Origin of the sequence: Pseudomonas rhodesiae, from assembly GCF_007858255.1 — a bacterium.
Classification (GTDB): domain Bacteria; phylum Pseudomonadota; class Gammaproteobacteria; order Pseudomonadales; family Pseudomonadaceae; genus Aquipseudomonas; species Aquipseudomonas rhodesiae.
Genome location: NZ_VFEU01000004.1, coordinates 1 through 25,022, shown reverse-complemented (window position 1 = coordinate 25,022; position 25,022 = coordinate 1). Strand labels below are relative to the sequence as shown.

Here is a 25,022-nt window from a genome sequence, read left to right as displayed (position 1 = left end):
CTGTGGCAGGGAAGCGGGTTTTAGCGTGCGTATTGAGCAGTGCATATGCAAGGGACTTCATGAAGCGAAAGCGGACTTTCGGAACGCCTCGGCTGCTGGGCATTGTGTGGCCCTTTATCGCAGTCGTGCTGTTTCAGGCATTGCTGGGCTGTGGCAGCCTGTATGTGCTGTCGGCTGTGCGTGGTTACGTGGGCGGCGAGAGTCTATGGTCCAAGGGCCAGAAAGACGCCATCTATTACCTCACGCTGTACGCCGACAACCGCGACGAAGTCACCTACCTCAAATACCAGCACGCCATCGCCGTGCCTCAGGGCGGGCACGAACTGCGCGTTGCCCTGGACCGCCCAACCCCTGACCTCGACGCCGCGCGCCTGGGAATACTCAAGGGCGGCAACCACCCGGACGATGTGTCGAGCGTGATCTGGCTGTACCTGAACTTCCGGCATTTCAGCTATCTGGAAAAGGCCATCGAGTTGTGGGCGGTGGGCGATAGCTACCTGGTGCAGCTGGATAACCTGGCCCAGGAGATGCACGCCGCGATCAGCGCCGACCAGGTCAACGCCAACGATGTGCGCCAATGGAAGGTCCGTATCACCGCCATCAACGACGGCGTTACCCCCGCCGCCAAAGCCTTCAGCGATGCCTTGGGCGAAGGTTCGCGGGTGATCCTGCGCCTGCTGTTGATCACCAACCTGACCACCGCCCTGGGGTTGATCGTGCTGGCGTTGTTGCGCACCCACAAGTTATTGAGCCAGCGCCATGCGTTCGCCACAGCGCTGCAGGTGGAAAAGGAGCGGGCGCAGATCACTCTGGCGTCGATTGGCGACGGGGTGATCACCACCAACGTCGACGGTGCCATTACCTACATGAACCCGGCGGCCGAGGCACTCACCCATTGGAAGTCGAGCCAGGCCCAGGGCTTGCCCCTGGCGGCGCTGTTCAACTTGCTGGACGACAATGCCCAGCCTGACGGCTTCACCCTGATCGAGCACATCGTCAAAGGCCAGCTCAGGGGCGGCAGTGAGCATGCCAAGACCATCCAGCGCCTGGACGGCAGCACGGTGTCGGTCACCTTGGTAGGTGCGCCGATTCGCAGTGGCGATAGGGTCAGTGGTGCAGTGCTGGTGCTGCACGACATGACGCAGGAACGGCAGTACATCGCCAATCTGTCGTGGCAGGCGACCCATGACGCCCTAACTGGCCTGGCCAACCGGCGTGAATTCGAATTCCGTCTGGAGCAGGTGTTGTACCCGTTGGCGCATCAGCAGGTTGGGCGCCACGCGTTGATGTTCCTCGACCTGGACCAGTTCAAACTGGTCAACGACACCTGCGGGCATGCGGCGGGCGATGAACTGTTGCGGCATATCTGTGCGCTGTTGCAATCGGACCTGCGCGAGGGCGACACCCTGGCGCGCCTGGGTGGCGATGAATTCGGCATCTTGCTGGAGAACTGCCCGCCGGCGGCCGCGGAAAAGATCGCCGAGAGCCTGCGCCACACTGTGCAAAGCCTGCATTTTGTATGGAAAGGCCGGCCATTCGTGACCACCGTGAGCATCGGTCTGGTGCATATCTCCCATACCCCGACCACCCTGGAAGCGTCGCTACGCGCTGCCGACATGGCGTGCTACATGGCCAAAGAGAAGGGGCGCAACCGCGTGCAGGTGTATCACGCCGACGACTCCGAGTTGTCCGTGCGCTTCGGCGAAATGGCCTGGGTGCAGCGCCTGCACATGGCCCTGGAAGAGAACCGCTTCTGCCTGTATTCCCAAGAAATCGCTGCCTTGAACCACACCGAGGGCGGCAGCGGGCATATCGAGATTCTGCTGCGCCTGCATGACGAAGCCGGTCGCATCATCCTGCCCGAGAGTTTTATTCCGGCGGCCGAGCGCTATGGCCTGATCACTTCTCTGGATCGCTGGGTGGTGGAGAATGTGTTCGCGATCATCGCCCGCTGCCTGCACGAGCGTCCGGGCCGGCCCATGGCCATGTGTGCGATTAATCTGTCAGGTATTACCATCGGCGATGACGATTTTTTAGGATTTTTACGAGATAAGTTCGCCTCTTATCGCATCCCGCCAGAAATGATTTGTTTTGAAATTACTGAGACTAGTGCGATTGCCAATTTGGCTAGTGCAATTCGTTTTATTAATGAACTCAAAGCCTTAGGTTGCCATTTCTCACTTGATGATTTTTGTGCCGGAATGTCCTCATTCGCGTATCTGAAACATTTACCTGTAGACTTCCTGAAGATCGATGGAAGTTTCGTAAAGGATATGCTGGACGACCCGATTAACCGCGCCATGGTCGAAGTGATCAACCACATCGGCCACGTCATGGGTAAGCGCACAATTGCCGAGTTTGTCGAAACACCCCAAATCGAACAGGCACTGCTCGAAATAGGGGTGGATTACGCTCAGGGCTACCTGATCGAACGACCGCAGTTGTTTACCTTTGATAGCTTGCAATGTCGACCTGTGCGGCCGCAGCCCCTGTTATTCAAGGCGCCCGGCACATTCCGCTGAAACATTTGCCGGTCTGTAAACATCACACTTAAAAAGGAGCCTTATAGTGATCGACACATTCAACAGAACCGGCCCGCTGATGGAAGCCTCAAGTTACCCTGCCTGGGCACAGCAACTGATCCAGGACTGTAGCGAGAGCAAGCGCCGGGTTGTCGAACACGAACTGTACCAGCGCATGCGCGACAACACGCTCAGCGCGCGGACCATGCGTCACTACTTGATCGGTGGCTGGCCCGTGGTAGAACAGTTTGCCCTGTACATGGCACAAAACCTCACCAAGACTAAGTTTGCCCGCCATCCTGGGGAGGATATGGCGCGGCGCTGGCTAATGCGCAATATTCGCGTGGAACTCAACCATGCCGACTATTGGGTCAATTGGGCGCACGCCCATGGGGTGAGCCTGGAAGAGTTGCAGGCCCAGCATGTGCCGCCGGAGTTGCATGCACTGAGCCATTGGTGCTGGCATACCAGCTCGGCCGATTCGTTGATCGTGGCAATTGCCGCCACCAACTACGCAATCGAAGGGGCGACCGGGGAATGGTCGGCCGTGGTCTGCTCCACGGGTGTCTACGCCGCGGCCTTTCCTGAGGAGGAGCGTAAACGGGCGATGAAGTGGCTGAAGATGCACGCCCAGTACGATGACGCGCACCCGTGGGAAGCCCTGGAAATCATCTGCACCCTGGCCGGGATGAACCCGAGCAAGGCCTTGCAGGTGGAACTGCGCCAAGCCGTGTGCAAGAGCTACGACTACATGTACCTGTTCCTGGAAAGCTGCATGCGTCTTGAGAAAGACAAGCCTGTCAGCCTCGCCAGCGCCCCTGTGCGCGAGCGCCAGGAGCGTGTCGCCAGCGAAGCCTGATGTAACGCGGTGGCGGGGTGCTTACCCCGCCATTGCCAAGCGATTGCGGCCTTCGCGCTTGGCCACGTACAACGCGTTATCGGCCCGGCGCAGTAGGCTCTCGGCCGACTCGGCGGCCAGCAATGTCGAGCAGCCCAGGCTTACCGTCAATTCAATCCGTTTACCGTCGGCCCAATAGTCCTGGGCCAGGGTCGCTTTGCGCAGGCGTTCCCCGACCACCGCCGCTGCCTCCCGGCTGGTGTTGGACAGCAGGACCAGAAACTCTTCCCCGCCGAACCGGAACACCATGTCCACGTTACGCAGCTGCGCCTTGATGACAGCCGCCACCTCGCGCAATACGTTATCGCCGGCGGCGTGGCCGTAGGTGTCGTTGATGTGCTTGAAGTGATCGATGTCCAGCATCAGCAGGGACAGTGGGTTCAGGTGCCGGCGAGCCATGTCGATTTCCCGTTGCAGCGTCTGATCCATGGCGATGCGGTTGCCGGTCTGGGTCAGCGGGTCACGCAGGGCGTTGCGAGTGGCCGCGCGATAGAGCAGGGCATTGCGCATGGGATAAAGCAGGGTGGCCAGCAGCGATTCGAGCTGGCCGAGTTCTTCTTCGCTCAGGCGTTGGTTACGGCGAAAGATCAGTTCTCCCAGATGCTCGCCCTCGTGGCTCAGGCTGTAGCTCACCGAGTGATGGCCGCGCTGGCCGAACTCCAGGCGCAGGTCTGCGGCGTCGTGACGATAATGCAGGGCATCCAGGGGCACCAGGCGCTGGATCTCACGGAAGAACACACTGAGGATGCGCTCCGGTTCCAGACTGGTCTGCAATTGCAGGCCCAGTTGCTGGCGCAGTTGAGCGACGGTGGTGGGGCGGCGGGGTGGCGGGAACGGCTGGCCAAAGCCCAGACGTTGCAATTTGGCTGTGTCGAAATCAATTGCGTTGGTCTGGGTAGGTGTTTTCATAACCGTTTGGCCTCTAAGAGTCTTACAGGCCCGATGCGTGTGGCGAGTGCCGGGGTCTTACTGTTCCGTCAGTTTCGTAAAACATGGAAACAGTCTAAACCGCTTTACAGTGGGTTTTAACCCCTGGGCACCGCCGCACGTCTTGTCATCGCTGGACCTGCTTGGAACAGGTTAGAGCGAGATTCATGCCACTTCGTTTAATTTAATAAAAAACCTTACGAATCAATGGTCGCTGTAGCAGGCCAGCCCCAGGTGTGGAGGGCCCGCGCCGGTTATTTGGCTGCTTGTACCAAGGTGTCGGCGTTAATCTGCTCGATTGAGGTCACACCGGTCAGGGTCATGGCTACGCGCATTTCCTTGGCGAAAATATCCAGCAGGTTTTCGACCCCGTGCTGGCCGTCGGCGGCCAACGCGTAGGAGGGCGCGCGCCCCAGCAGGCACGCTTTGGCGCCCAGGGCGAGCATGCGCACCACGTCGAGGCCGGAGCGGATGCCGGAGTCCACCAGCACCGTCAGGTCATCGCCCACGGCCTCGGCAATCGCTGGCAACGCTTTGGCGGTGGACAGCACGCCATCCAATTGGCGGCCGCCGTGGTTGGACACCACGATGCCATCGGCGCCGAAGCTCACGGCGTCCTTGGCGTCCTGGGGGTCAAGGATGCCTTTGATGATCATCGGACCTTTCCAGAATTCGCGGATCCACTCCAGGTCGCTCCAACTGATCGACGGGTCAAAATTGTTGGCCAGCCAACCAATGTAGTCTTCCAGATGGGTGGGTTTGCCCAGGTATTTGGAAATATTGCCCAGGTCATGGGGGCGACCCATCAGGCCCACGTCGAAGGCCCATTGTGGCTTGGTCACAGCCTGCAGCATGCGCCGCGAGGCGGCGTACGGCCCGGACATGCCCGAGTGAGCATCGCGATAGCGCGCCCCCGGCGTGGGCATATCCACGGTGAACACCAACGTCGTCACCCCGGCTGCCTGCGCGCGTTCCAGCGCGTTGCGCATGAAACCGCGGTCCTTGAGCACATAAAGTTGGAACCAGATGGCCTGCGGACTTTGCGATGCCACTTCCTCAATGGAGCACACCGACACCGTCGACAGGCAGAACGCAATGCCCTTGTTGGCGGCGGCCTTGGCTGCCTGTACTTCGCCACGGCGCGCGTACATGCCGGTCAACCCTACCGGGCTGAGAATCACCGGCATCGCCAGCTTCTGGCCGAGCACGGTGGTGTTGAGGCTGAGGTTATCCACATTGCGCAGGATGCGTTGGCGCAGGCTGATGTCGGCCAGGTCCGCGCTGTTGGCCCGCAGCGTGTGCTCGGCGTAGGCACCGCCGTCGATATAGTCGAACAGAAAACGCGGCAGTTTGCGTTGGGCGGCGGCGCGGTAGTCGGAGGCGGACGAAATGATCATCAACGGTCAATCCACAGGGCAAGGTGGCTCCACCATAAGCGAACTTCTGGCATGATAAAAACAACTTTTATCACTGGCTTCCAGTCGCCAAAGGAATACCGATGAATCTGCGAACACTGCGCGCCTTTGTCGAGGTGGTGCGCCAAGGCGGTTTTTCTCAGGCAGCCGAGGTGGTGTCTCTGACACAGTCCACCGTGAGCAAGGCGGTCAAAACCCTCGAAGAGGAACTGGGCATGCCGCTGCTCAACCGCCTTGGGCATCGCAACCAACTGACTGCCGCCGGCGAAATTGCCTACCGTCGCGCCCAGGTGTTGTTGGCCGAACACAGCGACCTGCTCGGCGAAATCAACGACCTGCGCGGTCTCAAGCGCGGTATGTTGCGCATCGGCTTGCCACCGGTAGGCTGCGGCGTGCTGTTTGCGACCATGTTCGCCACCTACCGCAGCCGCTACCCGGACATTGACATTGAGCTGACCGAATACGGCAGCAAGCGCCTGCGCGAATGCCTGGAAGAAGGAGAGGTCGACCTGGCGGCACTGTTGTTACCGATTGACGAGGGCTTCGACTATCAACCGGTGCGCAATGAGCCGCTGATCGCCGTGCTGCCCATGAACCATCCCCTGACAGGGCGTGAGTGTATCGACTTTACCGACCTGGCAGACTCGCCCTTCATCCTGTTCGAAGCCGGTTTCGCCCTGAACGCCAAGATCCTCGCGGCCTGCGAGCGCAAAGGCGTAACCCCCCGCGTGACGGCACGCAGCGGGCAGATCGATTTTATTGTCGACCTCGTCGCGGCTGGCCTGGGCGTCGCCTTCCTGCCGCGCATGTTGGCGCACAAGCATCGACACGCCGGCATTGCCTTGGTCGCGTTGGACGAGCCCCACACCGACTGGCACATCGCCCTGGCCTGGCGCGCCAACGCCCACTTGCCACCGGCCGCCCGCGCCTGGCTGGACCTGGCTGCAGAACAGCCGCTGACGGGCGGGCCGGGGAATTAATCCTCACGTTTGCCAGTCAATGCTTGACTTCTCCTTTTCAATCAGTAACATACGGCGCATTCCGCGATAGCTCAGTTGGTAGAGCAAATGACTGTTAATCATTGGGTCCCTGGTTCGAGTCCAGGTCGTGGAGCCAGATAGGGAAAAGCCTGCAGCGATGCAGGCTTTTTTTTGCCTTGGATTTTTCCGGAGTGATCAAAGCGCACAGCATAAGCGCGTCTTTAAACCCGCTATAGATGGCTGTGGCCTCCTACGTTCTCGCCACCCCCGGCACATCCATATTGATCTTGCGCCAGAAGGCTTCAGAAAAACTGTAAGCCGAGAAAGCGATCAGCCCCAAGGCCATTACCATCAAAAGCAACCACCCAGCGGGTAGGTTCTGGAGGGCGTCCAGCGCCTCCTTCATGCCGGGTGGGTCCATGGCTTGATAAGTGGAACCGCTGATGGCCAATAACACTGCAATCTCTAAAAACACCACGCCACGGGCGATCAATCCGAATCGCGATACGGGGCGCACGTAGCGCATGACATCTTCATCGGCCTCAAAGTATTTTTCGAACGATGCCTTCCATCCCTTGATGATGTGAGCAATACCGACCCCAAGCGGAATGAGGGCGATCAGGTAAACCAGCATGTTCGAATGTTCCGAGGACAATAGATGGGACAGCCAGTCTTTGGCCTGCCCCCCGGAATTACCCGAGCTTTTAATGCCGCTGATAAGCAGACCCAATGCAAAAAACGCCAGCGCGCCATTAACGACGCCCCCGGCAAACAGGCCGGTTCGAATCACCAAACCCTTGAGTTCTTTGCCATGATGATCGACATCACGGGTAGCCTGCAGCATGCGCCAAGACGCAAATGAGAGCAGGCCCGCCACCACAACCCCAATTAAAAAATAGCCGAATGGTTGGCTGAGCAATGCCTCCAGACTTTTGTGGCTATCCTTCGGTTTTGTCGAGTCCTGTGCTGCCAGCAGCGCGAAGATACCAATGATCAGATACAGCACTCCCCGAGCGGCGTAGCCTCCTCGAGCGAGCATGACAAGACTGTTTTGCGCTGACATTCGACGTATTCCTGAGATCTGATTCAAGAGCAGACCCTGCTTGCAGAGCAGGGTTCTATCCCGATACGCCCTCAAGCCAAGCTTTAAATGCCAGAATCCCCGCACTAGATCGTTCTGGAGAACCCTATGCTTCGTGCATTCGAACAACGCCTCGACCCTTTCCCGCCCGACGAGGCGCCTCCACCCCCCGAGGGCCTGGCGCGATTTTTGTGGGCCTGCACCCGTGGTGCCCGGGGTTATATCGTTGCGCTCGCGCTGCTCAGTGCCGGGGTGTCGATCTACGAAGCCTGGTTGTTTGCTTTTCTCGGACAGGTGGTGGACCTGCTGTCGACCTGGCAAGCCGGCGGCGATGCAGGCGGGCAGGAAAGCCGGGTGCTGTGGGGGATCGGTATCGTGCTGGTGACCAGCATTGGGCTGGTAGCGCTGCGCACGCTGGTGCAGCACCAGGTATTGGCGATCAACCTGCCGTTGCGGCTGCGTTGGGATTTCCATCGGCTGATGCTGCGACAAAGCCTGTCGTTCTTCTCCGACGAGTTCTCCGGCCGTGTCACCACCAAGGTCATGCAGACGGCGCTGTCGGTGCGCGAGGTGCTGTTCACCCTAATCGAGATGGCCCCCGGAATCGGTGTGTACTTCATCGCGCTTATCACACTGGCCGGCGGCTTCGACCCGAAGCTGATGCTGCCTTTCATTGCCTGGTTGGCGTTGTTCGGCCTGGCCATGGGGTACTTCGTGCCGCGCCTGGGCAAAGTCGGGCAGGAGCAGGCGAATGCGCGCTCCTCCATGACCGGGCGTATTTCGGACGCCTACACCAATATCACCACGGTCAAGCTGTTCTCCCATTCCAAGCGTGAAGCGCATTTCGCGCGCGCGGCGATGGAGGACTTCAAGCAGACCGGTTTTCGCCAGATGCGCCTGGTCAGCCAGTTCGAGATCGTCAATCAGGCACTGGTGGTTGCGTTGATCATGGGCGCGGGCGGTTATGCCTTGTGGCTGTGGCACCAAGGGGCAGTGGGCACCGGCGCGGTGGCGGCCATCACCGCCATGGCGTTGCGCGTCAACGGTATGTCGCATTGGATCATGTGGCAGATGACCTCGCTGTTCGAGAACATCGGCACCGTGCAGGACGGTATGCAAACCTTGACCCGCGGGCCCAAGGTGCAGGACGCGCCGGATGCCGCCACGCTGCTCACCCACGGCGGCGCCGTGACGTTCGACAACGTGAGCTTCAATTACAACGGCGAACGCCAGGTTCTCGATGGCCTGAGCTTGAGCATCCGCCCAGGCGAAAAAATCGGCCTGGTGGGGCGCTCCGGTGCCGGTAAATCGACGCTTATCAATCTGTTGTTGCGCTTCTATGACGTGGACAAAGGGCAGATCTGCATCGATGGGCAGAACATCGCCCACGTTACCCAGGACAGCCTGCGCAGCGCCATCGGCATGGTTACCCAGGACACATCCCTGCTGCACCGCTCGATTCGCGACAACATCGCCTACGGGCGCCCCGATGCAACCGATGAGCAAATCCGCAGTGCCGCCGCGAGTGCCCAGGCTGATGGCTTCATCAGCCAACTGAGCGATAAACAAGGCCACTGCGGTTACGACACGTTGGTGGGTGAGCGGGGCATCAAGTTATCCGGCGGCCAGCGCCAACGGGTCGCCATCGCCCGCGTGATGCTCAAGAACGCTCCGATCCTGCTGCTTGACGAGGCTACCAGCGCGCTGGATTCGGAAGTCGAAGTCGCCATCCAGGAAAGCCTGGATGAAATGATGAAGGGCAAGACCGTCATTGCCATCGCTCACCGACTGTCCACGATTGCCGCCATGGATCGACTGATCGTCATGGATAACGGTCGCATCATCGAGCAAGGTAGCCACGCCGAGTTGCTAGAGAGGAACGGCACCTATGCGCGGTTATGGCATCACCAGAGCGGCGGGTTTCTGGGGGAGGATCAGGGTGTGGCCGAGACTGCGGAATAGGCCTGTTCTGATACCTCAGTCCGAGGGGCCAAACAGCCGTTTGTCGGCAGGAAAATTTTTTTTGGGTCGTCGCTTGAAATTTTTTCCCCTGAACCTACTTAGGTTTTACGCGATGCCGAATACGGGTCGCGTATCAAATCACTTGGAGAAAACTCAGGAGATTTTGCAATGGCTACTACTCTCTCGTTGGCCCCACTGTTCCGCCACTCCGTTGGCTTTGACCGTTTCAACGACCTTTTCGAATCGGCGCTTCGCAGCGAGGCCGGTACCACGTACCCACCCCATAACGTCGAGAAGCACGGTGATGATCACTACCGCATCGTGATCGCCGCTGCCGGCCTGGTGGAAGACGACCTGGATATCCAGGTGGAAAAAGGCGTGTTGACCGTCGCCGGCGGCAAACGCGAACACGACGAAAACATCACCTACCTGCATCAAGGTATCGCCCAGCGCGCGTTCCGCTTGTCGTTCCGCCTGGTCGACCACATTGAAGTGCAGGGCGCGCAGCTCTCCAATGGCCTGCTGAGCATCGATCTGCTCAGAGTGGTGCCGGAGGAAGCCAAGCCTAAACGCATTGCGATTGGCGGCGCGAACAAGGCTGAAGTGAAGTCGATCAGCGAGCAGTAATACAGCAATGAATAAAGGCGCTCTTCGGAGCGCCTTTATTTTGCGCCACCGACTTCAGGCTCAGCGGCCGGCACGGAAGAAGCCGCAGCGTCCCACGTCACCAACAGTTGGCTGATCGCGGCATCAAGGATTGCATGGGGCACGTTATCCCGCGCCAGGATCGACACTCCCTGCAAAAAGCTGTCAAACACGGTAGCCATCACCGCAGCTTCGGTTGTTTCAGGCAACTGACCTTCACGCACGGCCCGCTCCACACAGGCCACAATCCCCGCCCGCGTGCGCAGTCGCGATTGGGTCAGCGCATTCGCTACCCGCGCGTTTTCCGGACTGGGCGCACTCATCACGCCAAGTGCAACCATGCAGCCCTTGGGGTGACCGTCTTCGCATTGCATACGCACCGATTGGCGCAGCGCGGTTTCGATGGCTTGGCGCGGCGGTAGGGATACGTCCCACAAACATTCGGTGACTTGGGCGTAGGTGGACAGGTAGCGCTGCACGCATTCCTCGAACAGCGCTTCTTTGGAGCCGAAAGCGGCGTAAAAACTCGGTGCGGAAATGCCACCGCCCAAACCCGCTTTGAGCTGGGCAAGGGACGTGGCGTCATAGCCGTGCTGCCAGAACAGATGCAACGCCTGTTCCACAGCCTGTTCGCGATCAAAATTACGCGGGCGGCCCATCTGTGCCATGTGAGGTCTCCTTCGGAAAGCGAAATAGATACTAGTCGATACATAAGTCGTTGACAACGCGCTGCGCCCGCCTGCAACATTTGTATCGATCAGTATTTAAATCAACTTGCCCAGGAGTTTCCCGTGACCCCCTCACTGACGTTATCGGCTTCGTCCGACCGCTTGCCCGTCGGCGCCTTGCTCGCCCTGGCGATGACCGGCTTCATCTGCATCGTCACCGAAACCCTGCCCGCTGGCCTGTTGCCGTTGATCAGCGACGGCCTGGCGATTTCGCCGTCAATGGCCGGGCAGATGGTCACCGCGTATGCGCTGGGTTCAGTACTGGCGGTGATCCCCATGACCATCGCCACTCGTGGCTGGCGCCGACGCAACGTATTGCTGCTGACCATCGCCGGTTTCCTGCTGTTCAACTCCATCACCGCGTTGTCCTCCCACTATGGGGTCACGCTGGTGGCGCGCTTCTTCGCCGGGGTGGCGGCAGGGTTGGCCTGGAGCTTGCTCGCCGGTTATGCCCGCCGGATGGTCGCGCCGCAGCAACAGGGTAGGGCGCTGGCGTTGGCCATGGTCGGTACGCCGATTGCGCTGTCGTTGGGTGTGCCGCTGGGCACTTGGCTCGGTGGCCTGCTGGGCTGGCGCACCACCTTCGGCCTGATGTCGGGCGTGAGCCTGGTGCTGATCGGCTGGGTGCTGGTGAAGGTCCCGGACTTTGCGCCGCAGCCCGCGCATCAGCGCCTGTCATTGCGCAAGGTGCTGACCACGCCGGGCGTGCGCCCGGTGCTGGCGGTGGTGATCAGTTGGATGCTGGCCCATAACATCCTCTACACCTACATTGCCCCGTTCGTGGCCCCGGCAGGCTTGGCCGAGCGGGTGGATCTGGTGTTGCTGGTCTTCGGCATCGCTGCGTTGGTGGGTATTGGGGTCACGGCCAGACTGGTCGAACCGTTGTTACGCAACACTGTGCTGGTGAGCTTGGCGGCGTTTGCGGCGGTGAGCGTGCTATTGGGCTTGCTGGGGAACGTGCCGCAAGTGATCTACCTCGGCGTGGCGGTATGGGGCCTGAGTTTCGGCGGCGCTGCGACCTTGTTGCAAACCGCCCTGGCGGACGCGGCGGGTGATGGCGCGGATGTGGCGTTGTCGCTGAACGTGGTGGCATGGAACAGCGCGATTGCGGGCAGCGGCGTAGTGGGTGGCGTGCTGCTGGACACATGGGGCGTGGCCGCATTTGCGTGGGCGATGCTGCTGTTGGTCGGCGTGGCGTTTGCCATTACCTGGGCGGCCAGCGCCCATGGCTTCAGGCCGGGCGCGCGGGGTGCGGGAAAACCTACGTCGCTCGGGCACTAATCTGACATCTGTTAGTCCATAATCCTCGAAATATCATTCACTTGGCTCCGTACGCGGAGCCTGCCGCGTCGCTCTCTTTCGAAGATTCAATCCATGTACCTACGCAAAATTGCAGTTGGGCTATCGGCCTTTGTTTTGTTTTCGGCCGGGGCACATGCCCGTGGCGCGATAGACCTTTATTCCACCCAGGAACGGCAGTTGTCGTTCGACACCTGCGCCGATGTATTCCCCGGCGCGACACCGATCAAAACCGCGACCGTCCCCGCCAGCCTCAAACCCCTGGCGCTGTGCTCCGACCATTTTGCGGTGCTGTATTCGCAAACCAGCAAGACACCGCTGGTGGTGGTCGAGCGCCTCAACGCCCGCCAGCTCAAGGACGCCAAAGGCGAAGAGCGAACCAACCATTTCTACGCGGACCCGCGCATTCCCAAGGGCGCGCGCGCGGAGTTGAGCGACTACCGTGGCGTGCAGCCGGCAATGGACCGCGGCCACCAAAAATATCCGGTCAGAACCATACTCAACACCTAACCATAATGCTTGCGCTTGAGTATCTGTACTCAATGCGATATACGCATCAAAATTCGGGGATTTTAATGAAAATGACTAAGTGCCTCGCCGCTCTTGTTGCCGTATTTTCCCTCTCAGTGGGGGTTGCTGATGCGCGGGGCCTGCTGGACTTTGCGCTGCCGCACCATGCCGAGAAAAAGGAATACCGCTCGGGTAGCCTGGGGGCCGACGAAGCGCTTGCGCTTTATACGGCAAAGCAGCGTCAGAACTCCTTCGAGGCATGTGCTGACCAGTTTCCTGGTAATAAGCCCCTTGACCTTGCCAGTGTGCCAGTGGGCATGAAGCCTATGGCCTTGTGCTCGAACGGTTTTGCGGTCCTCTATTCCCAGACCAGCAAGACCCCGGTGGTGGTGGTGGAACGACTCTCAGCTTCACGGCTGCGGGACGCCAAGGGCGAGGAGCGCACCAATGAGTTCTTTGTTGACCCCCGCATCCCCACCAGTGGTCGCGCCGAGTTGAGTGACTACCGTAGTCAGCAACCCGCCGTGGATAGAGGGCACCTTAGCCCGGCAGCCGATTCCGCCGACCAGCATGCGATGGCACAGTCTTTCGCGCTCTCCAATATGGTGCCGCAGGACCCTTCGTCCAACAGAAAAACGTGGAATAAGGCTGAGCAGGACACCCGCAAGTACGCGCTCCGCGCTTCGGGCAATGTGTTCGTGTTCTCCGGTCCCATTTTTGATGAAGGTCACGAGACAGTAGGGAAGAACAACGTCTGGAAGCCCACGCGCCTCTTCAAGCTAGTTTATGACGAAGCGACGGGTCACGCCTGGGCTTTCGTGTTGCCTAACGCAGAATCCCTCCTGACTCGCCCCATGGATTACGCCACCTTCGTTAAGATGACTGGCATGCGGCTACTTGAGGGCCAACGCGTTACCGGCTCAATTTCATAGCAGGTCAAAGAGGATGTTGTCTCCCTGATGATTTATACGGAAACGGTCCTGGTTCAGGACAAGATTCGTGCTTTCGCGTCCACGGTGCTTCTTATCGTGGGCGTTTCTCCGCTTGAGCAACTGCTTGAGTTCTTCCGGGAGAAGCTAGTTTCCCTGTCAATGGAACGCACCTACGCCCAAGCGACGGGGCGGTTCATTGAATGGCTGTCCGTGCGCGCCCATGAGTTCACGGACACCCCCAAGCGCAGCCTGCTGTACACGGCGTTTCTCCATGACCTGCGGTTCGGCACTTACCAAGCGGGCGTCGATGCCTACGGGCTTAACTGGACAGCGACTTCACAGCAAAATGCCAAGCGCCTTACCCGAGCCTTGTTGGAGTTCAGTGATTGGCTGAATCAGCGCCATGGGGCCACGATGCTGAATCCGATTCATCACCAAGCCTCCCCGGCGGACCAGCTTATCTTCTGGCGCAAGTGGAACAAGCAGAAGGCGGCCTCGCTCCTCGCGCATACGAAGCGTCGTACTCGGGCGGAGGAATCTTCTCACCGGGGGCGACAAGCGCGATTGCCCCGAGACCGCAATGGCTTTTTGGCAGAAGCCAAGGCCTTCCCGGCGGAGCGTCTCGATGACTTGATATGGCAAGGGTTTATCAACCCAGGCCGGAAAGCGGATACGCGCCCCTGGGTGAAGTACAACCTACGCGACATACTGATTACGCTTCTCTGTACGTATGGAGGTTGTCGGCCTTCGGAGCCTCTGCACCTATGGGTTGATGACGTATACACCGATCCGGATGACTCCTCGATTGCGCTTGTGCTGGTCCATGAACCCACGGATGGGCTAGTGGATTATATCGACCCGATAACCGGCAGTAAGCGCAAAACCAATCGAGCCGATTTTCTTCAGCGTTTTTGTGGCGGCAGAAAGCCCCTCACGCAGGAAACAGGCCGCCGCCATTCCGGGTGGAAAGGGTGCTTGCTGACCCATCGGGAGCGCAAGGCCTACCAGGTGTTCTGGATTGATAAGAACGCGGGCCGCTTGTTCCTGACCCTCTGGCGCATGTATATCCAGTATGTGCGCCCGGTGACGCCGCAGGTGCCCTGGGCCTTTCTGACCCAGGATGGCCAACCTCTCGGCGTCGAGGGCTTCGACGACTCTTTTAGAGCCGCAGTACGCCGAATCGGCTTGCTCCCTGCCAAATGGGCCGGCACCACGAGCCACGGCCTTCGGCATCGCTACGGCCAATGGCTCAATGACCTGGGGCTCGGCGACAAAGAGGGGCAAGTGGCCATGCACCATTTGAATGCCAAGAGCCAGGATGTCTATCGGCAGGTGGGCCTGGCCAAGGTGGTGGCTGCCATCGGAAAACTCACAGTGACAGCACTCCCTTCGTTTAAGGACACGGAATGACCTCGATTTGCCATCTCGACGACTACACCACGACGGTCAGTTCGCTAACGGGGCGCACCGTCTATGTGAACAATGATTTGAATCGATACCTAGTGAATCCGCACTGGGACCCGACTCCGCTGCCTGGCATTATCGAATCTTGGTTTGTTCGATTGTCTATCGTAGCGAGGGTTCGGCGCCGTCCGCCAGAATCTTTGCAGAATGCAGTTCGGGCACTTTCACATTGCGTTACGCGTGAATCCTTTGCGGAAGCCCTCGATAACCTGCTGGTGAACGAGCATAAACGTCATGCCGAAATTAAGCCCCCGAAATATTCCCAGCACATCTTGGTCGAATTGCTGGTGCAGCTATGGCATGCGGGGCTCATTGCGTGGCCTGGCCGCAATCAAAGGCCGTTCAACATGCCTACCATACATATATCAAATGCTGGATTCGGCAACGCACCCCCGGCGTATCTGACAACAATTCATTCATATTTAAGCCGCGACCTTGAAAGCAAAGACACCAATTTTGGGGACACTGCAAAGTTTCGGTTCCTGTTGGACAACCTGCTTAGCCGGTGTGGAATCGAAGATATTGGCGACATTACTCCCGAAACCTTTCAGCTTACGGTTGAGCGCAGTCGATTGGGTAAGCTGCACTCCGTAGCGATACAGCCTGTCCTGGGCATGCTGCGTGAGCAATATCCTGTTGTGGCCATCAACTGGACTCCCGACGATTTTGGCTTCTTCAAGAACAAGATGGGCCATTTGGCTCGGGACGACAACTTCAACTGGCTGCTTGCCAAAGAGCCTGAAATGGCCGATTGGGTCCGGCTGGCCATTGAGCACCTAGAAGCGAACCCGGCCAACTTCAAGAGGCGCAAGTCGTCGGTCAACAATTTCTTGAAGCATTACCACGAACATCCGGAGTTGCCTCGAAACCCCGCCGCTTATTTTGACATCCGCCGGAGGCCCACTGAGCTTTATGTGGTGCCTGGCAGGAAGGGCCGGCAAACCATGACGGTCCTTCATGAATTTCACAATGAGGTGCTGTTTAAGGTCTGTGCTCAGCCCGATGATAATGAGGTCCCTATCCTGAGGCCGGGCTTTGCGAACCCCTTGCCCAAAGGCACCTATAAGAACGTGAATCAAGGGGAGACTCATCGGGAAGCCATGCCTACGCGGCTCATTAGTCTTGCCAAGCATATCCTGACCGAAAACGACTTTGCCTGGGCGAAGGAGGCTGGACGAATCAAGGATACCTTCCGGTGGCTTAACCCGGTAGCGGGGCAATACGAGACCGTCTGGAGCCCGGTGCGGGCGTACACGCTTCTTATCAAGCTTCTGCTGCCGGCACGGACTTATCAGGTGCGCATGCTGGACAGTGGAGAGGGCGATACCTATCGCTACGGCAAGGATGGCCTTTGGGACACGAACCTAGGGCTTCACCATCCCAAAGCCGGTGGCGAGCCCGTAGAACGCGGGGTATTCAGAAAATACAAGCGAAAAGATGGAACCGATGGCTCCGTCTTTTACTTCAACACGAACAAGACCGGTGATGCCGACAAGGAAGTCAAGGGCTACGTAATGCCCTGGGAAAAGCATGATGCGCTGACCCTTTTGTCAGAGTTTCGGGACTGGCAGGAAAAATACAATCCCGTGAAGGGCCCCACCCTTTGGACCGACATCATCGAGCTCAAAAAGGTCAAGCACGTTGAGGACCTGGAGAAGATGGGCGCGAATTACTTCCTGTTCCGGGACCCTGCGAACCAAACCCGGCCCGACTTGCCCGTGACCGACGTGCGTATCCGCAATCTGTGGCTCAAGCTGATGGACGAGATGGAACGCCGGCTGGCCGATGCCGGGGAAACTTTGAGCAACGGGGACCCCATTCGCTTGGTGCTGACCCGGGATAAGAAAACGGGCCAACCCTCTACAGCTACCTTTGACCTCCATAGCCTTCGGGTCTCCCTTATTACGGCCATGTACGAGGAGGGCGTGCCGCCCGAGTACCTGATGAAGATTGTGGGACATGCGACGGTGCTCATGACCCTCTACTACACCAAGCTCCACGTGGAAACTTTGACGCTTCGCATGGACGAGGCGCTCCTGGAGCGGCAACGCAAATCCCAAGCTGAAATGGCGGGCTTCATCAAGTGTGCAAGCCGCCAGGAACTGGAGCAGGCGGCGGCCTACCGGCATCCCTCCGCCCTCGATGCGGCAAGCGGCGGCACAGGGGTAGGCCTATTGGTGATGGACCATGGCATTTGCCCTGTCGCGGCCAAGCGCTGCCACGAAGGCTTGGTGGTCCAAGACCTCACCAGTAATGTCACCCGCTTTCAGGCAGTGCCCGGCGGTGCATCTAATTGTGCACGGTGCCGGTTTTTCATGACAGGCCCGGCCTTCCTATTTGGACTGGAGGCCCACGTCAATGACTTGTCGTATCGGCTGAAGAAGGCATCGCTCACCTTCGAAAAAGCCCAGGAACGGTTTGATTCCTTGTCGGATGCTCACGCTGACGCCTTGAGTGGTGGTGCCCCCTTCCATAAACAACGCGAGCTAGAGATTGCAGAGACCGCCTTTGAGTCCTCTACGGCTGAGGTGGACGAAATCGCCTTAAGCCTACAAGCCGCGTATGCGCTTACCGAGCAGTGCATCCGCATTGCAGCCCAAGACAAGGGTGATGGTTTGGCCCTGGTCGCGGCGGGTGGCACTGGTCAGCTTGAAGCGGTCTTGTCGGAAGGCCATGAGTTCGAGCAGCTGAATCGAATCTGCGTTAATGCCACCCTTTTCGACGGGCTGAAAATCAATTGGCGGCAACCCAACCTAGAGCGCGCTCGCCTGTTTGACCGAATGCTGCGAAATTCTGGCCATGAGCCCCGGTTTTCCTTGCTGGATGACGAAGACGCCTTGCACGTGGCCAATGCCATGGGGCAATTCCTCTATGCTCGGCTGGAGGCCAACACAGTGCATGCCTTGGTAGATGGGCGAACGACTTTGCACGCCGTGGGGCTGGACAAGGCTTTCGCTACCCAATTGGACTTCATGAAGCCCAAGACCTTCGGCTTTGCGCAATCGGCAAATTTGTTGGAGCAAGTATGATGAGCAACGGCCTCCCCCTCACTGCCCCGGATATTCTGAAGGATGCGCGACAGCTATATCAGGCCCACCGGGCTGCCGCCAGCAAATCCTCGAAAGTTGAGAACCTTGATAAAGTCTGGGAGGTGCTGAACGCGATACGGGACGATGGCGACCGCGACTATTCGCTGGCCGAAGTGGGTCGGCGCCTGGAGTCCATCGGCGGGCCCAAGACGCAAAGCCTGCGCAATACCCAAGGCGCGTACTACCGGGAAATCATCACGGCCTTCGCCAATGCCGTCAGCGGCTCCACCCGATATGTGGCCAAGAGCAAGTCAAACGTCGAACAGGCCCTGGAGCTGATAACCGACCCCAGCATCCGAGCAACTCTCCGGGTCGCACTGGACGAGGCCAAGCGGCTCAAGGTTACCAACGACAACCTTCACGCGGCCTTTAAGGGGCTTCAGGTCGGAGCTTCTATTACGCCGACATCGCCCGAGGCCCCCGCTACCTTACCCGCTCCGGTCGCGGCATCTCCCGAATTGTCGCCTCGCCTGCGAAATGCGCTTAGCAAAGGTATTGACCCTTCCCGCTTGGCGCAACAAGGCCTCAGCATCACGGATGATGGTGGTATTCAAAATGAACATGGAGACAAGGTGTTCCCGCCTGCCTTTGTGCTTGCCATTCAAACAATTCTGCAAAGCTAGGTGCGTAATTGCACTGACTTGACCACTCATTTGCATTGCCAATGACAGCCAATTGCATCCGTGCTAGCTACAGCTCAGACCTCAAGTAACGCAATTGGTCATCTACCACCGGGGATTGATCCTGGCGGTATGCTTAGAAACGCCTCCTGCACTGGCCACATACAATCCAAGGGTGGTCTAATGGAGCACGAGCTGGAGGACGGCTCGACGCTTAAAGGTCGGTTTGCGGGACTTATCCGGCGATATCGAACCTGATATCCTCCCGGCCCTATCGCAAAGGTAAGGCTGGGAGCCTGAGATGAGTTTTATCCCGAGCTGTGACAACAGACACGACGCCATTTGCTCTCTTGCTGAGATCTACGCGGTTTCTACCGATGAGATCGAACGAGTGCTTCTAGCCCCGGCAGTGCTGGAAATCGCACAGGTGTACTCTGAAATTAAGCGACCGGAGTTCCATGGGGTTGTTTGGCACCTGCTAAAAGCCTACCCGCGCGATGACATCACCCACGCGTATTACTACCACTCGACGAGTTATGCGGGGTGCGACTCGTGGTTTGCCGAGGGGTTGTTGGGTTCCTCGCAAGGCGTGGGGCGCTTCTTGGATAAGATCATGGAGTGGGTACCCCCCGAAAAACGACCAACTGCAAAACAGCGGGCTGAGGGTATTGTGAAGCTTCGCAGCGAGTATGAAGGGTCTACAGCTGAGGGCACGGGCCCTTACGCGTGGAACACCTTCACTGCTGCAAGCACCAGTGAAAGCGGCATCCGATACCGCGTACCAGAGGCAGTCCAAGATCTATGGTCTAGCAGCTTTTGCGGAAGTGGCGGATTTGTCGACCTGCGCGGTGTCATCGAAGAGCGACTGAAGCCTGTCGTAGTCAAGTTCAAAGGGAAAACGACTGACATCGAGGACTACTGTGCGTCACTTTGGGCCTACCTGCTTTCGGATGACGGAGAATGTCACCTCACCCACACCTTCAAGGGCACCGGACAAACCATTCCCCGCGAGGACATCGCCGCGGTAATTGATGTGGAACGACTTGAAGGCTGAGCCGTATGAATGGCGAAATGTTTGACTCGCTGGTCGAGTCGAAAACGGCCGTGTCTGTTCTTTGAAAAGCTCGAGTGGTTGGGGATTTCGTCTTCAAGGCTCAACCGGCAGAACCAACGATACGCCAGGTTCAAATGCGCCTTTTCGCACAACCGCCGCTCGGAGCGAATGCCGTAGCAATAGCCCACGATCAGCATAGAATCATCAGTTCGGGATCAGTCGAAGGATGCCCAATAGGACTGTAGAAATCGGCGAGGTAATGGCGCAGGTCGGCCAGAAGCGGACGTTGGCAAGCGAACGATACCGGCCAACAGTCAATCCGCTATGCAGGTCGATTCAAGCTATAAATTCACCCAGGCCAGCAGCAAATTGGGACGCGATCAGGCAACCGTTTGCACCTCGATTACCGAAGGCATCGGCCCACCGGTCGTAAAAGTTTGGTGCTCGTGTGGAGGTGCGGGGCATTGAACACGCAGCGCACATGTTCTATGGCATTATGATACCGTCCGTGGGCGAGCATCACTGACGCGGCGTATTATTAACATCGAATTTCAACCCAGTCGGTTCTAATCGTTACAGCGTGGATCAGGGAATGGATGGCTATCACGGAAACTACAAATACAAAATAATTGAAAAAATCGGGGAAGGCGGCTTCGGATTTGTAGAGAAAATTGAGCTATTCAATATTGATGGTCATAGATGCGGTGAGTATGCGCGAAAATCCCTAAGTGATCTTGATCCAGAACTTCGCGCTGAGTTCCGAAGACGTTTTGCCCGTGAGGTGTCATATCAAGCTTCCTGCGTGCACACTCATGTAGCTAACATATATCTGTGCGATCTTAAATCAGACCTGCCATGGTTTATTATGGATCTCGCGGCTGGCGATCTGCAGAAGGACATCGAAAAAGGGACGCTCACCACATCTCAGAAGATCGATGTGCTACTAATGGTTGCGGATGGCCTTATATACTTACACTCTATGGGCTATCTACATCGCGACATAAAGCCCTCCAATATTCTCCGGTTCAAAGATGGTATTTACAAGGTGTCAGATTTTGGCTTGGTTAAGAATTTAGACAAAAGCTCAGAATCAGAAGTTATCACGAAAATTGCAACAGCAATGGGCACCGCGAAATATATGGCTCCTGAGATATCCATTGCAGGCGATTACAGCAAGAGAACGGATATTTTTGCTCTCGGGGTTCTGCTAGAGGATCTGGAAATGCTGGAAAATCCAGGCGTTCATAAAGTCTATATGAAAAGTACGGCCCGGCGCCCCCCCGATCGTTACGCAGAAGTTCAAGAAATGCGAAATGAGCTTGTCGCCGCCATCTCAGGAGAGCCGAAATGATAAAATTATTAAGCTCAAGTGTATTCTCATTTCCAAAAGAGGTAGCGCGGAAAAATGAAGATTCTGTTCTACCACCACGCAAGGTAGGAAGTGGCTTTCTTATGGCGATTGCAGATGGTGTCGGGTCTTATGCTGGGGCAAGCAGCGCATCCGAGTCTGCTATCGAGTATTTGATAGGGTTGCAGCCGTCGGCTTTCGAAAGCACTGATGCTATTGAAAAAATCTTTGAACAGATCAAAGTTCGCGTCTCAAATCTTACTCATGAAGATCCTAGCTACTATGAAGCCGCGACCACTTTAACTTTCTGCTATGCGGGAGAAAAGGGTATAAAAATAGGTCATGTTGGAGACTGTCGTGTTTATCTGAAAAGTGATAGTAAGCTTATCCAGGTCACTAAAGATCATACCCAACACCAGATGCTTATAGACGAAGGTTTATACAAGCCTTCTGAGCTCAAAGAAGCCAGCGGAAAAAATACGCTGTTTTCGGCCATATCAAAAAAAATCAACCTGCACTTCCAAGAGATTTTTTTGAGGTATGATCAAGTTTGTGCACAGGATGGAAGTGTCAGCTTGTTCATTATGTCTGATGGCGCTTATCATCCATGGGAATTGAGGCCGCGCTTTCTTGAGAGCACTTTGGAAGATCCAAGTCGGTTTGCGGCAAATTTGCGAAGACGTATCGTGCGACTGGTGCCGACGGACGATTGCTCGCTTGTAGCTGTTAAATTGACAGTCAAGCCACAGCTTGATCTATTCGATTAGATTTATGTTGACCTGGCTGCATTAGCTGCGAGCTTTAATGTAGCCAGGTTGTTTCTCTTCATAGCAAAAATAACCTTTCCCTGACAGAGCTATCGTGGTTTTAATTCAGGGGCTATTTGATGCATAGAGCGCATGGTCGTCCGCATTATATCTTATCGGTCATTGTTGGATGCTTCTTGTGGCCGCTCTCTGCCCGACGCTTCAGTCGGGGCACGGTTAGTATCTGCCGATGACGACTGGCTCACCTGTGAGTGTCCGAAGCAAAGAGAAACGTTTCATACGGGCATATCGAGAATGCTGCTCCGCAGAGAGACGGAGAGTCAACCTCTCCACTGCGGACACCCGCTAATGGCCGCTCTCTGACCGACGTATCGGGCGGAAGTCGGCCTATTGCAAACGCTTAGCGGGTAATCAAGAATTATTATGGCACGCCCTTTCTATCTTTGGGTGAGTCTTTAAATTCAAACGAAATATTCACGCTAGGCGGAATTCCTACGTCAACGCTAAACCCGAAACCTCTGTCGAACTGAGAGCAATTCAATGCAGCTATCCCTCGAGCTTCGTAATCATACAATCCTATTTGTGACCTCCAACGATATAGAGAGGGATGCGCTGATCTCAGCGCTGAACATTTGCGGCGTTAAGATGCAGCGCAAGGCTATCGGTCTCCTGCAGCGTCTTAGGGTGGGTGTTCTAGCGGGGTATCCCGTTTGCCTACTTAGCGCAGAGCGGGGCAGTCATGGAAAGGCGTCAGTAGGGATGTTGTTACCTGAGGTGTTGCAAACACTATGTCCACGACTCGTCGTGCTCAGTGGTTTTTGCTACGGAAACTCCGCAGTTGGCGACCTGCATGATGTAGCTATTTCGAACAAAATTGTTTCCCTTATAGACTTTGTTGCGAAGGAGGGAAGCTTGAAGCTGCGCTCTCAACCTGTTTTGTCATCACGTATCGACGACGAACAGTTGAGCAGGATCGTTGGTGCGGTTACGCCGAGGTTCAACCAAAGTGTTAAGGCGCTGGGGATATCGTCGAAGATTGTCACGGGTACGGTATATAGCGGGGAAGTCTTTTCCGAAGACGAGTCGTTCGCCTCGACGTTATTCGGTGCCGACAGCAGCGCAGTTGGCGGGGACATGGAGGGTCAGCCTGTTGCAGCTCAATGTAATCAGAGAGAGATCCCTTGGATTTTCGCCAAGTCGCCAAGTGACAAAGGCGGAGGTACTGCTGGCACAAAGAACGCACAAGTATACTCCGCAAAAATTGCTGCAATCGCTGCTTGCCACCTAGCACAGGAATTCATAAGTACCGAGGGGCTTTCGGTATCAAAAGTGCTCAGCGAGTATATTGGCGAGAATGGAGATGATCCTATGCTTGATATTCTCGATGACGCCTCTGTACATCAGTTAATGGGAAACAGAACGTACGCTGAAAAGATTGGTGGGTTTGTCAATAAGTGTTCTCTTGGAGTCAGCTATGACGCTGGATTTAGATCCCACCTGATCGCTGTCTTGAAGGAAATGGTTGAGAATTCGGTTAAGTGGGGGCAGTCATCTCGAATTCAACTTCGGGGAGGTGCGCAAGAGATCACACTAGATAGCGATGGAAGAGTGTTCAATCCTCTGACTGAATTTCAAAAGATGAAAGTGAGCGGGGGCGGTCAAAGGGATCTGGCTTCGTTCCTAAGCGCGTATGGGCCATCGGGTAGTGGGATCGTTGACGTTAATTGGTATGCGGAAGATGGATCGCAATCGCTGGTTTTTAGGTTGAAGGAACTTTCTTGTGAGCTTCGCCAGAGCTATTTCTGTACTTTGATGCTGACAGCCGAAGATCTTCGCGGCTACGCGTTCTCTTACATGCCTCTTGGTGATCTATCAAATTGTCGTGAGGTTTGGCTCGATGCCAAGGACCTTTTTTTAAGTGGTTCGGATGGTATGTTGCTTTCGAATCTGTGCGCTAAAATCCCTAAATCGGTTGAACGTATATACATACGATGGATTAATCCCCGCTACGCACATGAATTCAAAGAGCATTTCGCTTTCGATGCTCGAGTCGTGTTTGTCGAGGGTATGACTAACTAAATTTGCAGCCAGTCCGCTAACTGGCTGACCGCTATTGGCCGCTCTCCGCTAGATGGTCCAGGCGGGAGTCGGCCAAAAACGGACGGTCAAATGTTCGCGGATGCTTGTGGAAAGTGTCTATGTGATGACCCATTCCTCAGATAGTACGTGAGCCCTACCCAAAAATTGACGCGCTAGGCGAGAGTTCTCTGCCGATCATAGTTACTAGGTGTGCTGGTCAAATCTGATGCAGTCGGTGGTCAGTCGAAATGCAAACTCCTGGTCAAGTGCAATGCAAACGAGTGGGTCAGCTCCGATGCAATCAGGTGTGCAATTTCGCAGCTAGGCGCATGAATAGGTAAGAACAACAGCAAACATTGAGTATGAACTCCTGCCGGGTATTTCACCAAGTATACCTGCCACTTCATTCGGCCGAATTGGACATTGCCCAAGCGGAGCTAAGCGTGAGTAGCGCTGGGGAGAGGCCGTGAACTCCGTGGTGAGCAGGCTTGCCCTGCGCTGGGCTGCGAAGCGGCCCCACACCCAGGCACGTCGGAGTGTCAGCTGAAATCACATCGCCTGGAATGGGGCTGCTCCGCAGCCCAGCGCAGGGCAAGCCTGCTCATACATGGACGCCCCCAGTATGCCAAGCACTCAATTCGTGAAAACACAGACGGGATAAGGTTGCAGCCATACATCCGGACTTTAAGTGAGGCGGTGCCT

General features: G+C 56.9%; 18 protein-coding genes, 1 tRNA gene and 2 pseudogenes. 16 read left to right on the top strand and 5 right to left on the bottom strand.

Translation table 11 applies throughout. The features are described from left to right. Positions 1-59 precede the first annotated feature (59 nt). Together FIV35_RS07120 and FIV35_RS07115 are read left to right on the top strand one after the other, a co-directional pair. Positions 60-2,522, top strand: a complete 2,463-nt coding sequence (locus tag FIV35_RS07120; protein ID WP_083377790.1) for an EAL domain-containing protein — start codon at positions 60-62, stop codon at positions 2,520-2,522. A gap of 79 nt (positions 2,523-2,601) precedes the next feature. Next, entirely contained in the window at positions 2,602-3,381 is a 780-nt protein-coding gene (locus tag FIV35_RS07115; protein WP_373873652.1) for an iron-containing redox enzyme family protein, read from the top strand. A 21-nt stretch (positions 3,382-3,402) separates the two neighbouring features. Here the strand turns inward: FIV35_RS07115 and FIV35_RS07110 are convergent, their stop codons facing one another. Then, positions 3,403-4,329: a GGDEF domain-containing protein gene (locus FIV35_RS07110; RefSeq protein WP_034138770.1), complete on the bottom strand. Its 927-nt coding sequence runs from the start codon at positions 4,327-4,329 to the stop codon at positions 3,403-3,405. A gap of 272 nt (positions 4,330-4,601) precedes the next feature. Continuing rightward, positions 4,602-5,744 (bottom strand): FMN-dependent L-lactate dehydrogenase LldD, encoded by a 1,143-nt coding sequence (lldD, locus tag FIV35_RS07105; RefSeq protein WP_034099282.1) that lies wholly within the window; start codon positions 5,742-5,744, stop codon positions 4,602-4,604. Positions 5,745-5,845: 101 nt separating this feature from the next. On the opposite strand from lldD, the gene FIV35_RS07100 reads away from it, so the two are divergent. Together FIV35_RS07100 and FIV35_RS07095 are read left to right on the top strand one after the other, a co-directional pair. Beyond that, positions 5,846-6,742: a LysR family transcriptional regulator gene (locus FIV35_RS07100; RefSeq protein WP_034138769.1), complete on the top strand. Its 897-nt coding sequence runs from the start codon at positions 5,846-5,848 to the stop codon at positions 6,740-6,742. Positions 6,743-6,802: 60 nt separating this feature from the next. Further along, positions 6,803-6,878: transfer RNA gene (locus FIV35_RS07095), tRNA-Asn, on the top strand. A gap of 114 nt (positions 6,879-6,992) precedes the next feature. Here the strand turns inward: FIV35_RS07095 and FIV35_RS07090 are convergent. After that, on the bottom strand, positions 6,993-7,805 hold the full coding sequence (locus FIV35_RS07090) for a DUF1206 domain-containing protein (RefSeq protein ID WP_034138768.1): 813 nt from the start codon (positions 7,803-7,805) through the stop codon (positions 6,993-6,995). Positions 7,806-7,931: 126 nt separating this feature from the next. Here FIV35_RS07090 and FIV35_RS07085 point away from each other — a divergent pair, with 126 nt between their 5' ends. Continuing rightward, the gene (locus FIV35_RS07085; RefSeq protein ID WP_034138767.1) at positions 7,932-9,785 is read left to right on the top strand and encodes an ABC transporter ATP-binding protein; all 1,854 of its coding nucleotides are present in this window, start codon (positions 7,932-7,934) and stop codon (positions 9,783-9,785) included. Between the two features lie 168 nt (positions 9,786-9,953). After that, on the top strand, positions 9,954-10,412 hold the full coding sequence (locus tag FIV35_RS07080; protein WP_034099277.1) for an Hsp20 family protein: 459 nt from the start codon (positions 9,954-9,956) through the stop codon (positions 10,410-10,412). 35 nt (positions 10,413-10,447) lie between these two features. Here FIV35_RS07080 and FIV35_RS07075 read toward each other — a convergent pair whose 3' ends face one another. Then, a complete protein-coding gene (locus FIV35_RS07075) occupies positions 10,448-11,098 on the bottom strand; it encodes a TetR/AcrR family transcriptional regulator (RefSeq protein WP_034138766.1) in 651 nt (216 codons plus the stop codon). A 123-nt stretch (positions 11,099-11,221) separates the two neighbouring features. On the opposite strand from FIV35_RS07075, the gene FIV35_RS07070 reads away from it, so the two are divergent. From FIV35_RS07070 to FIV35_RS07040, 7 genes and pseudogenes are all read left to right on the top strand, one after another. Continuing rightward, positions 11,222-12,439: an MFS transporter gene (locus tag FIV35_RS07070; protein ID WP_034138765.1), complete on the top strand. Its 1,218-nt coding sequence runs from the start codon at positions 11,222-11,224 to the stop codon at positions 12,437-12,439. 93 nt (positions 12,440-12,532) lie between these two features. Further along, positions 12,533-12,934, top strand: a pseudogene (locus FIV35_RS07065) (DNA/RNA non-specific endonuclease); the annotation flags it as partial. Between the two features lie 98 nt (positions 12,935-13,032). Next, a complete protein-coding gene (locus FIV35_RS07060) occupies positions 13,033-13,899 on the top strand; it encodes a DNA/RNA non-specific endonuclease (protein WP_034138996.1) in 867 nt (288 codons plus the stop codon). Positions 13,900-13,926: 27 nt separating this feature from the next. Further along, entirely contained in the window at positions 13,927-15,309 is a 1,383-nt protein-coding gene (gene gmtY, locus FIV35_RS07055) for a gamma-mobile-trio recombinase GmtY (protein WP_034138764.1), read from the top strand. Beyond that, positions 15,306-18,392, top strand: a complete 3,087-nt coding sequence (gmtZ, locus tag FIV35_RS07050) for a gamma-mobile-trio integrase GmtZ (RefSeq protein ID WP_034138763.1) — start codon at positions 15,306-15,308, stop codon at positions 18,390-18,392. The genes gmtY and gmtZ overlap by 4 nt, the downstream gene beginning before the upstream one ends. Next, positions 18,392-19,075, top strand: coding sequence for a gamma-mobile-trio protein GmtX (gene gmtX / locus FIV35_RS07045; RefSeq protein WP_034138995.1), 684 nt, complete (start codon positions 18,392-18,394; stop codon positions 19,073-19,075). The genes gmtZ and gmtX overlap by 1 nt, the downstream gene beginning before the upstream one ends. A 298-nt stretch (positions 19,076-19,373) precedes the next feature. Continuing rightward, positions 19,374-20,126, top strand: coding sequence for a hypothetical protein (locus FIV35_RS07040; RefSeq protein WP_034138762.1), 753 nt, complete (start codon positions 19,374-19,376; stop codon positions 20,124-20,126). Between the two features lie 38 nt (positions 20,127-20,164). Here the strand turns inward: FIV35_RS07040 and FIV35_RS07035 are convergent. Then, positions 20,165-20,403: pseudogene (locus tag FIV35_RS07035) on the bottom strand (transposase); the annotation flags it as partial. Positions 20,404-20,718: 315 nt separating this feature from the next. Between FIV35_RS07035 and FIV35_RS07030 the strand changes: the two are divergent. The 3 genes from FIV35_RS07030 (at position 20,719) to FIV35_RS07020 (ending at position 24,320) form a co-directional block, all read left to right on the top strand. Then, positions 20,719-21,477, top strand: coding sequence for a serine/threonine-protein kinase (locus FIV35_RS07030; protein WP_034138761.1), 759 nt, complete (start codon positions 20,719-20,721; stop codon positions 21,475-21,477). Beyond that, the gene (locus FIV35_RS07025; protein ID WP_034138760.1) at positions 21,474-22,241 is read left to right on the top strand and encodes a PP2C family protein-serine/threonine phosphatase; all 768 of its coding nucleotides are present in this window, start codon (positions 21,474-21,476) and stop codon (positions 22,239-22,241) included. The genes FIV35_RS07030 and FIV35_RS07025 overlap by 4 nt, the downstream gene beginning before the upstream one ends. Before the next feature lie 540 nt (positions 22,242-22,781). Beyond that, positions 22,782-24,320 carry a phosphorylase family protein gene (locus tag FIV35_RS07020; protein WP_034138759.1) on the top strand — a complete coding sequence of 513 codons (1,539 nt, stop codon included), beginning with the start codon at positions 22,782-22,784 and terminating at the stop codon, positions 24,318-24,320. Positions 24,321-25,022 lie beyond the last annotated feature (702 nt).

Bases quoted from the DNA above. Each gene is read 5' to 3' on its own strand.
- FIV35_RS07085 (WP_034138767.1), top strand. From the start codon at position 7,932: ATGCTTCGTGCATTCGAACAACGCCTCGACCCTTTCCCGCCCGACGAG.
- FIV35_RS07080 (WP_034099277.1), top strand. From the start codon at position 9,954: ATGGCTACTACTCTCTCGTTGGCCCCACTGTTCCGCCACTCCGTTGGC.
- gmtZ (WP_034138763.1), top strand. From the start codon at position 15,306: ATGACCTCGATTTGCCATCTCGACGACTACACCACGACGGTCAGTTCG.
- FIV35_RS07090 (WP_034138768.1), bottom strand. From the start codon at position 7,805: ATGTCAGCGCAAAACAGTCTTGTCATGCTCGCTCGAGGAGGCTACGCC.
- lldD (WP_034099282.1), bottom strand. From the start codon at position 5,744: ATGATCATTTCGTCCGCCTCCGACTACCGCGCCGCCGCCCAACGCAAA.
- FIV35_RS07100 (WP_034138769.1), top strand. From the start codon at position 5,846: ATGAATCTGCGAACACTGCGCGCCTTTGTCGAGGTGGTGCGCCAAGGC.
- FIV35_RS07110 (WP_034138770.1), bottom strand. From the start codon at position 4,329: ATGAAAACACCTACCCAGACCAACGCAATTGATTTCGACACAGCCAAA.
- FIV35_RS07020 (WP_034138759.1), top strand. From the start codon at position 22,782: ATGCAGCTATCCCTCGAGCTTCGTAATCATACAATCCTATTTGTGACC.
- FIV35_RS07060 (WP_034138996.1), top strand. From the start codon at position 13,033: ATGAAAATGACTAAGTGCCTCGCCGCTCTTGTTGCCGTATTTTCCCTC.
- FIV35_RS07040 (WP_034138762.1), top strand. From the start codon at position 19,374: ATGAGTTTTATCCCGAGCTGTGACAACAGACACGACGCCATTTGCTCT.
- FIV35_RS07120 (WP_083377790.1), top strand. From the start codon at position 60: ATGAAGCGAAAGCGGACTTTCGGAACGCCTCGGCTGCTGGGCATTGTG.
- FIV35_RS07075 (WP_034138766.1), bottom strand. From the start codon at position 11,098: ATGGCACAGATGGGCCGCCCGCGTAATTTTGATCGCGAACAGGCTGTG.
- gmtY (WP_034138764.1), top strand. From the start codon at position 13,927: ATGATTTATACGGAAACGGTCCTGGTTCAGGACAAGATTCGTGCTTTC.
- gmtX (WP_034138995.1), top strand. From the start codon at position 18,392: ATGAGCAACGGCCTCCCCCTCACTGCCCCGGATATTCTGAAGGATGCG.
- FIV35_RS07025 (WP_034138760.1), top strand. From the start codon at position 21,474: ATGATAAAATTATTAAGCTCAAGTGTATTCTCATTTCCAAAAGAGGTA.
- FIV35_RS07030 (WP_034138761.1), top strand. From the start codon at position 20,719: ATGGATGGCTATCACGGAAACTACAAATACAAAATAATTGAAAAAATC.
- FIV35_RS07115 (WP_373873652.1), top strand. From the start codon at position 2,602: ATGGAAGCCTCAAGTTACCCTGCCTGGGCACAGCAACTGATCCAGGAC.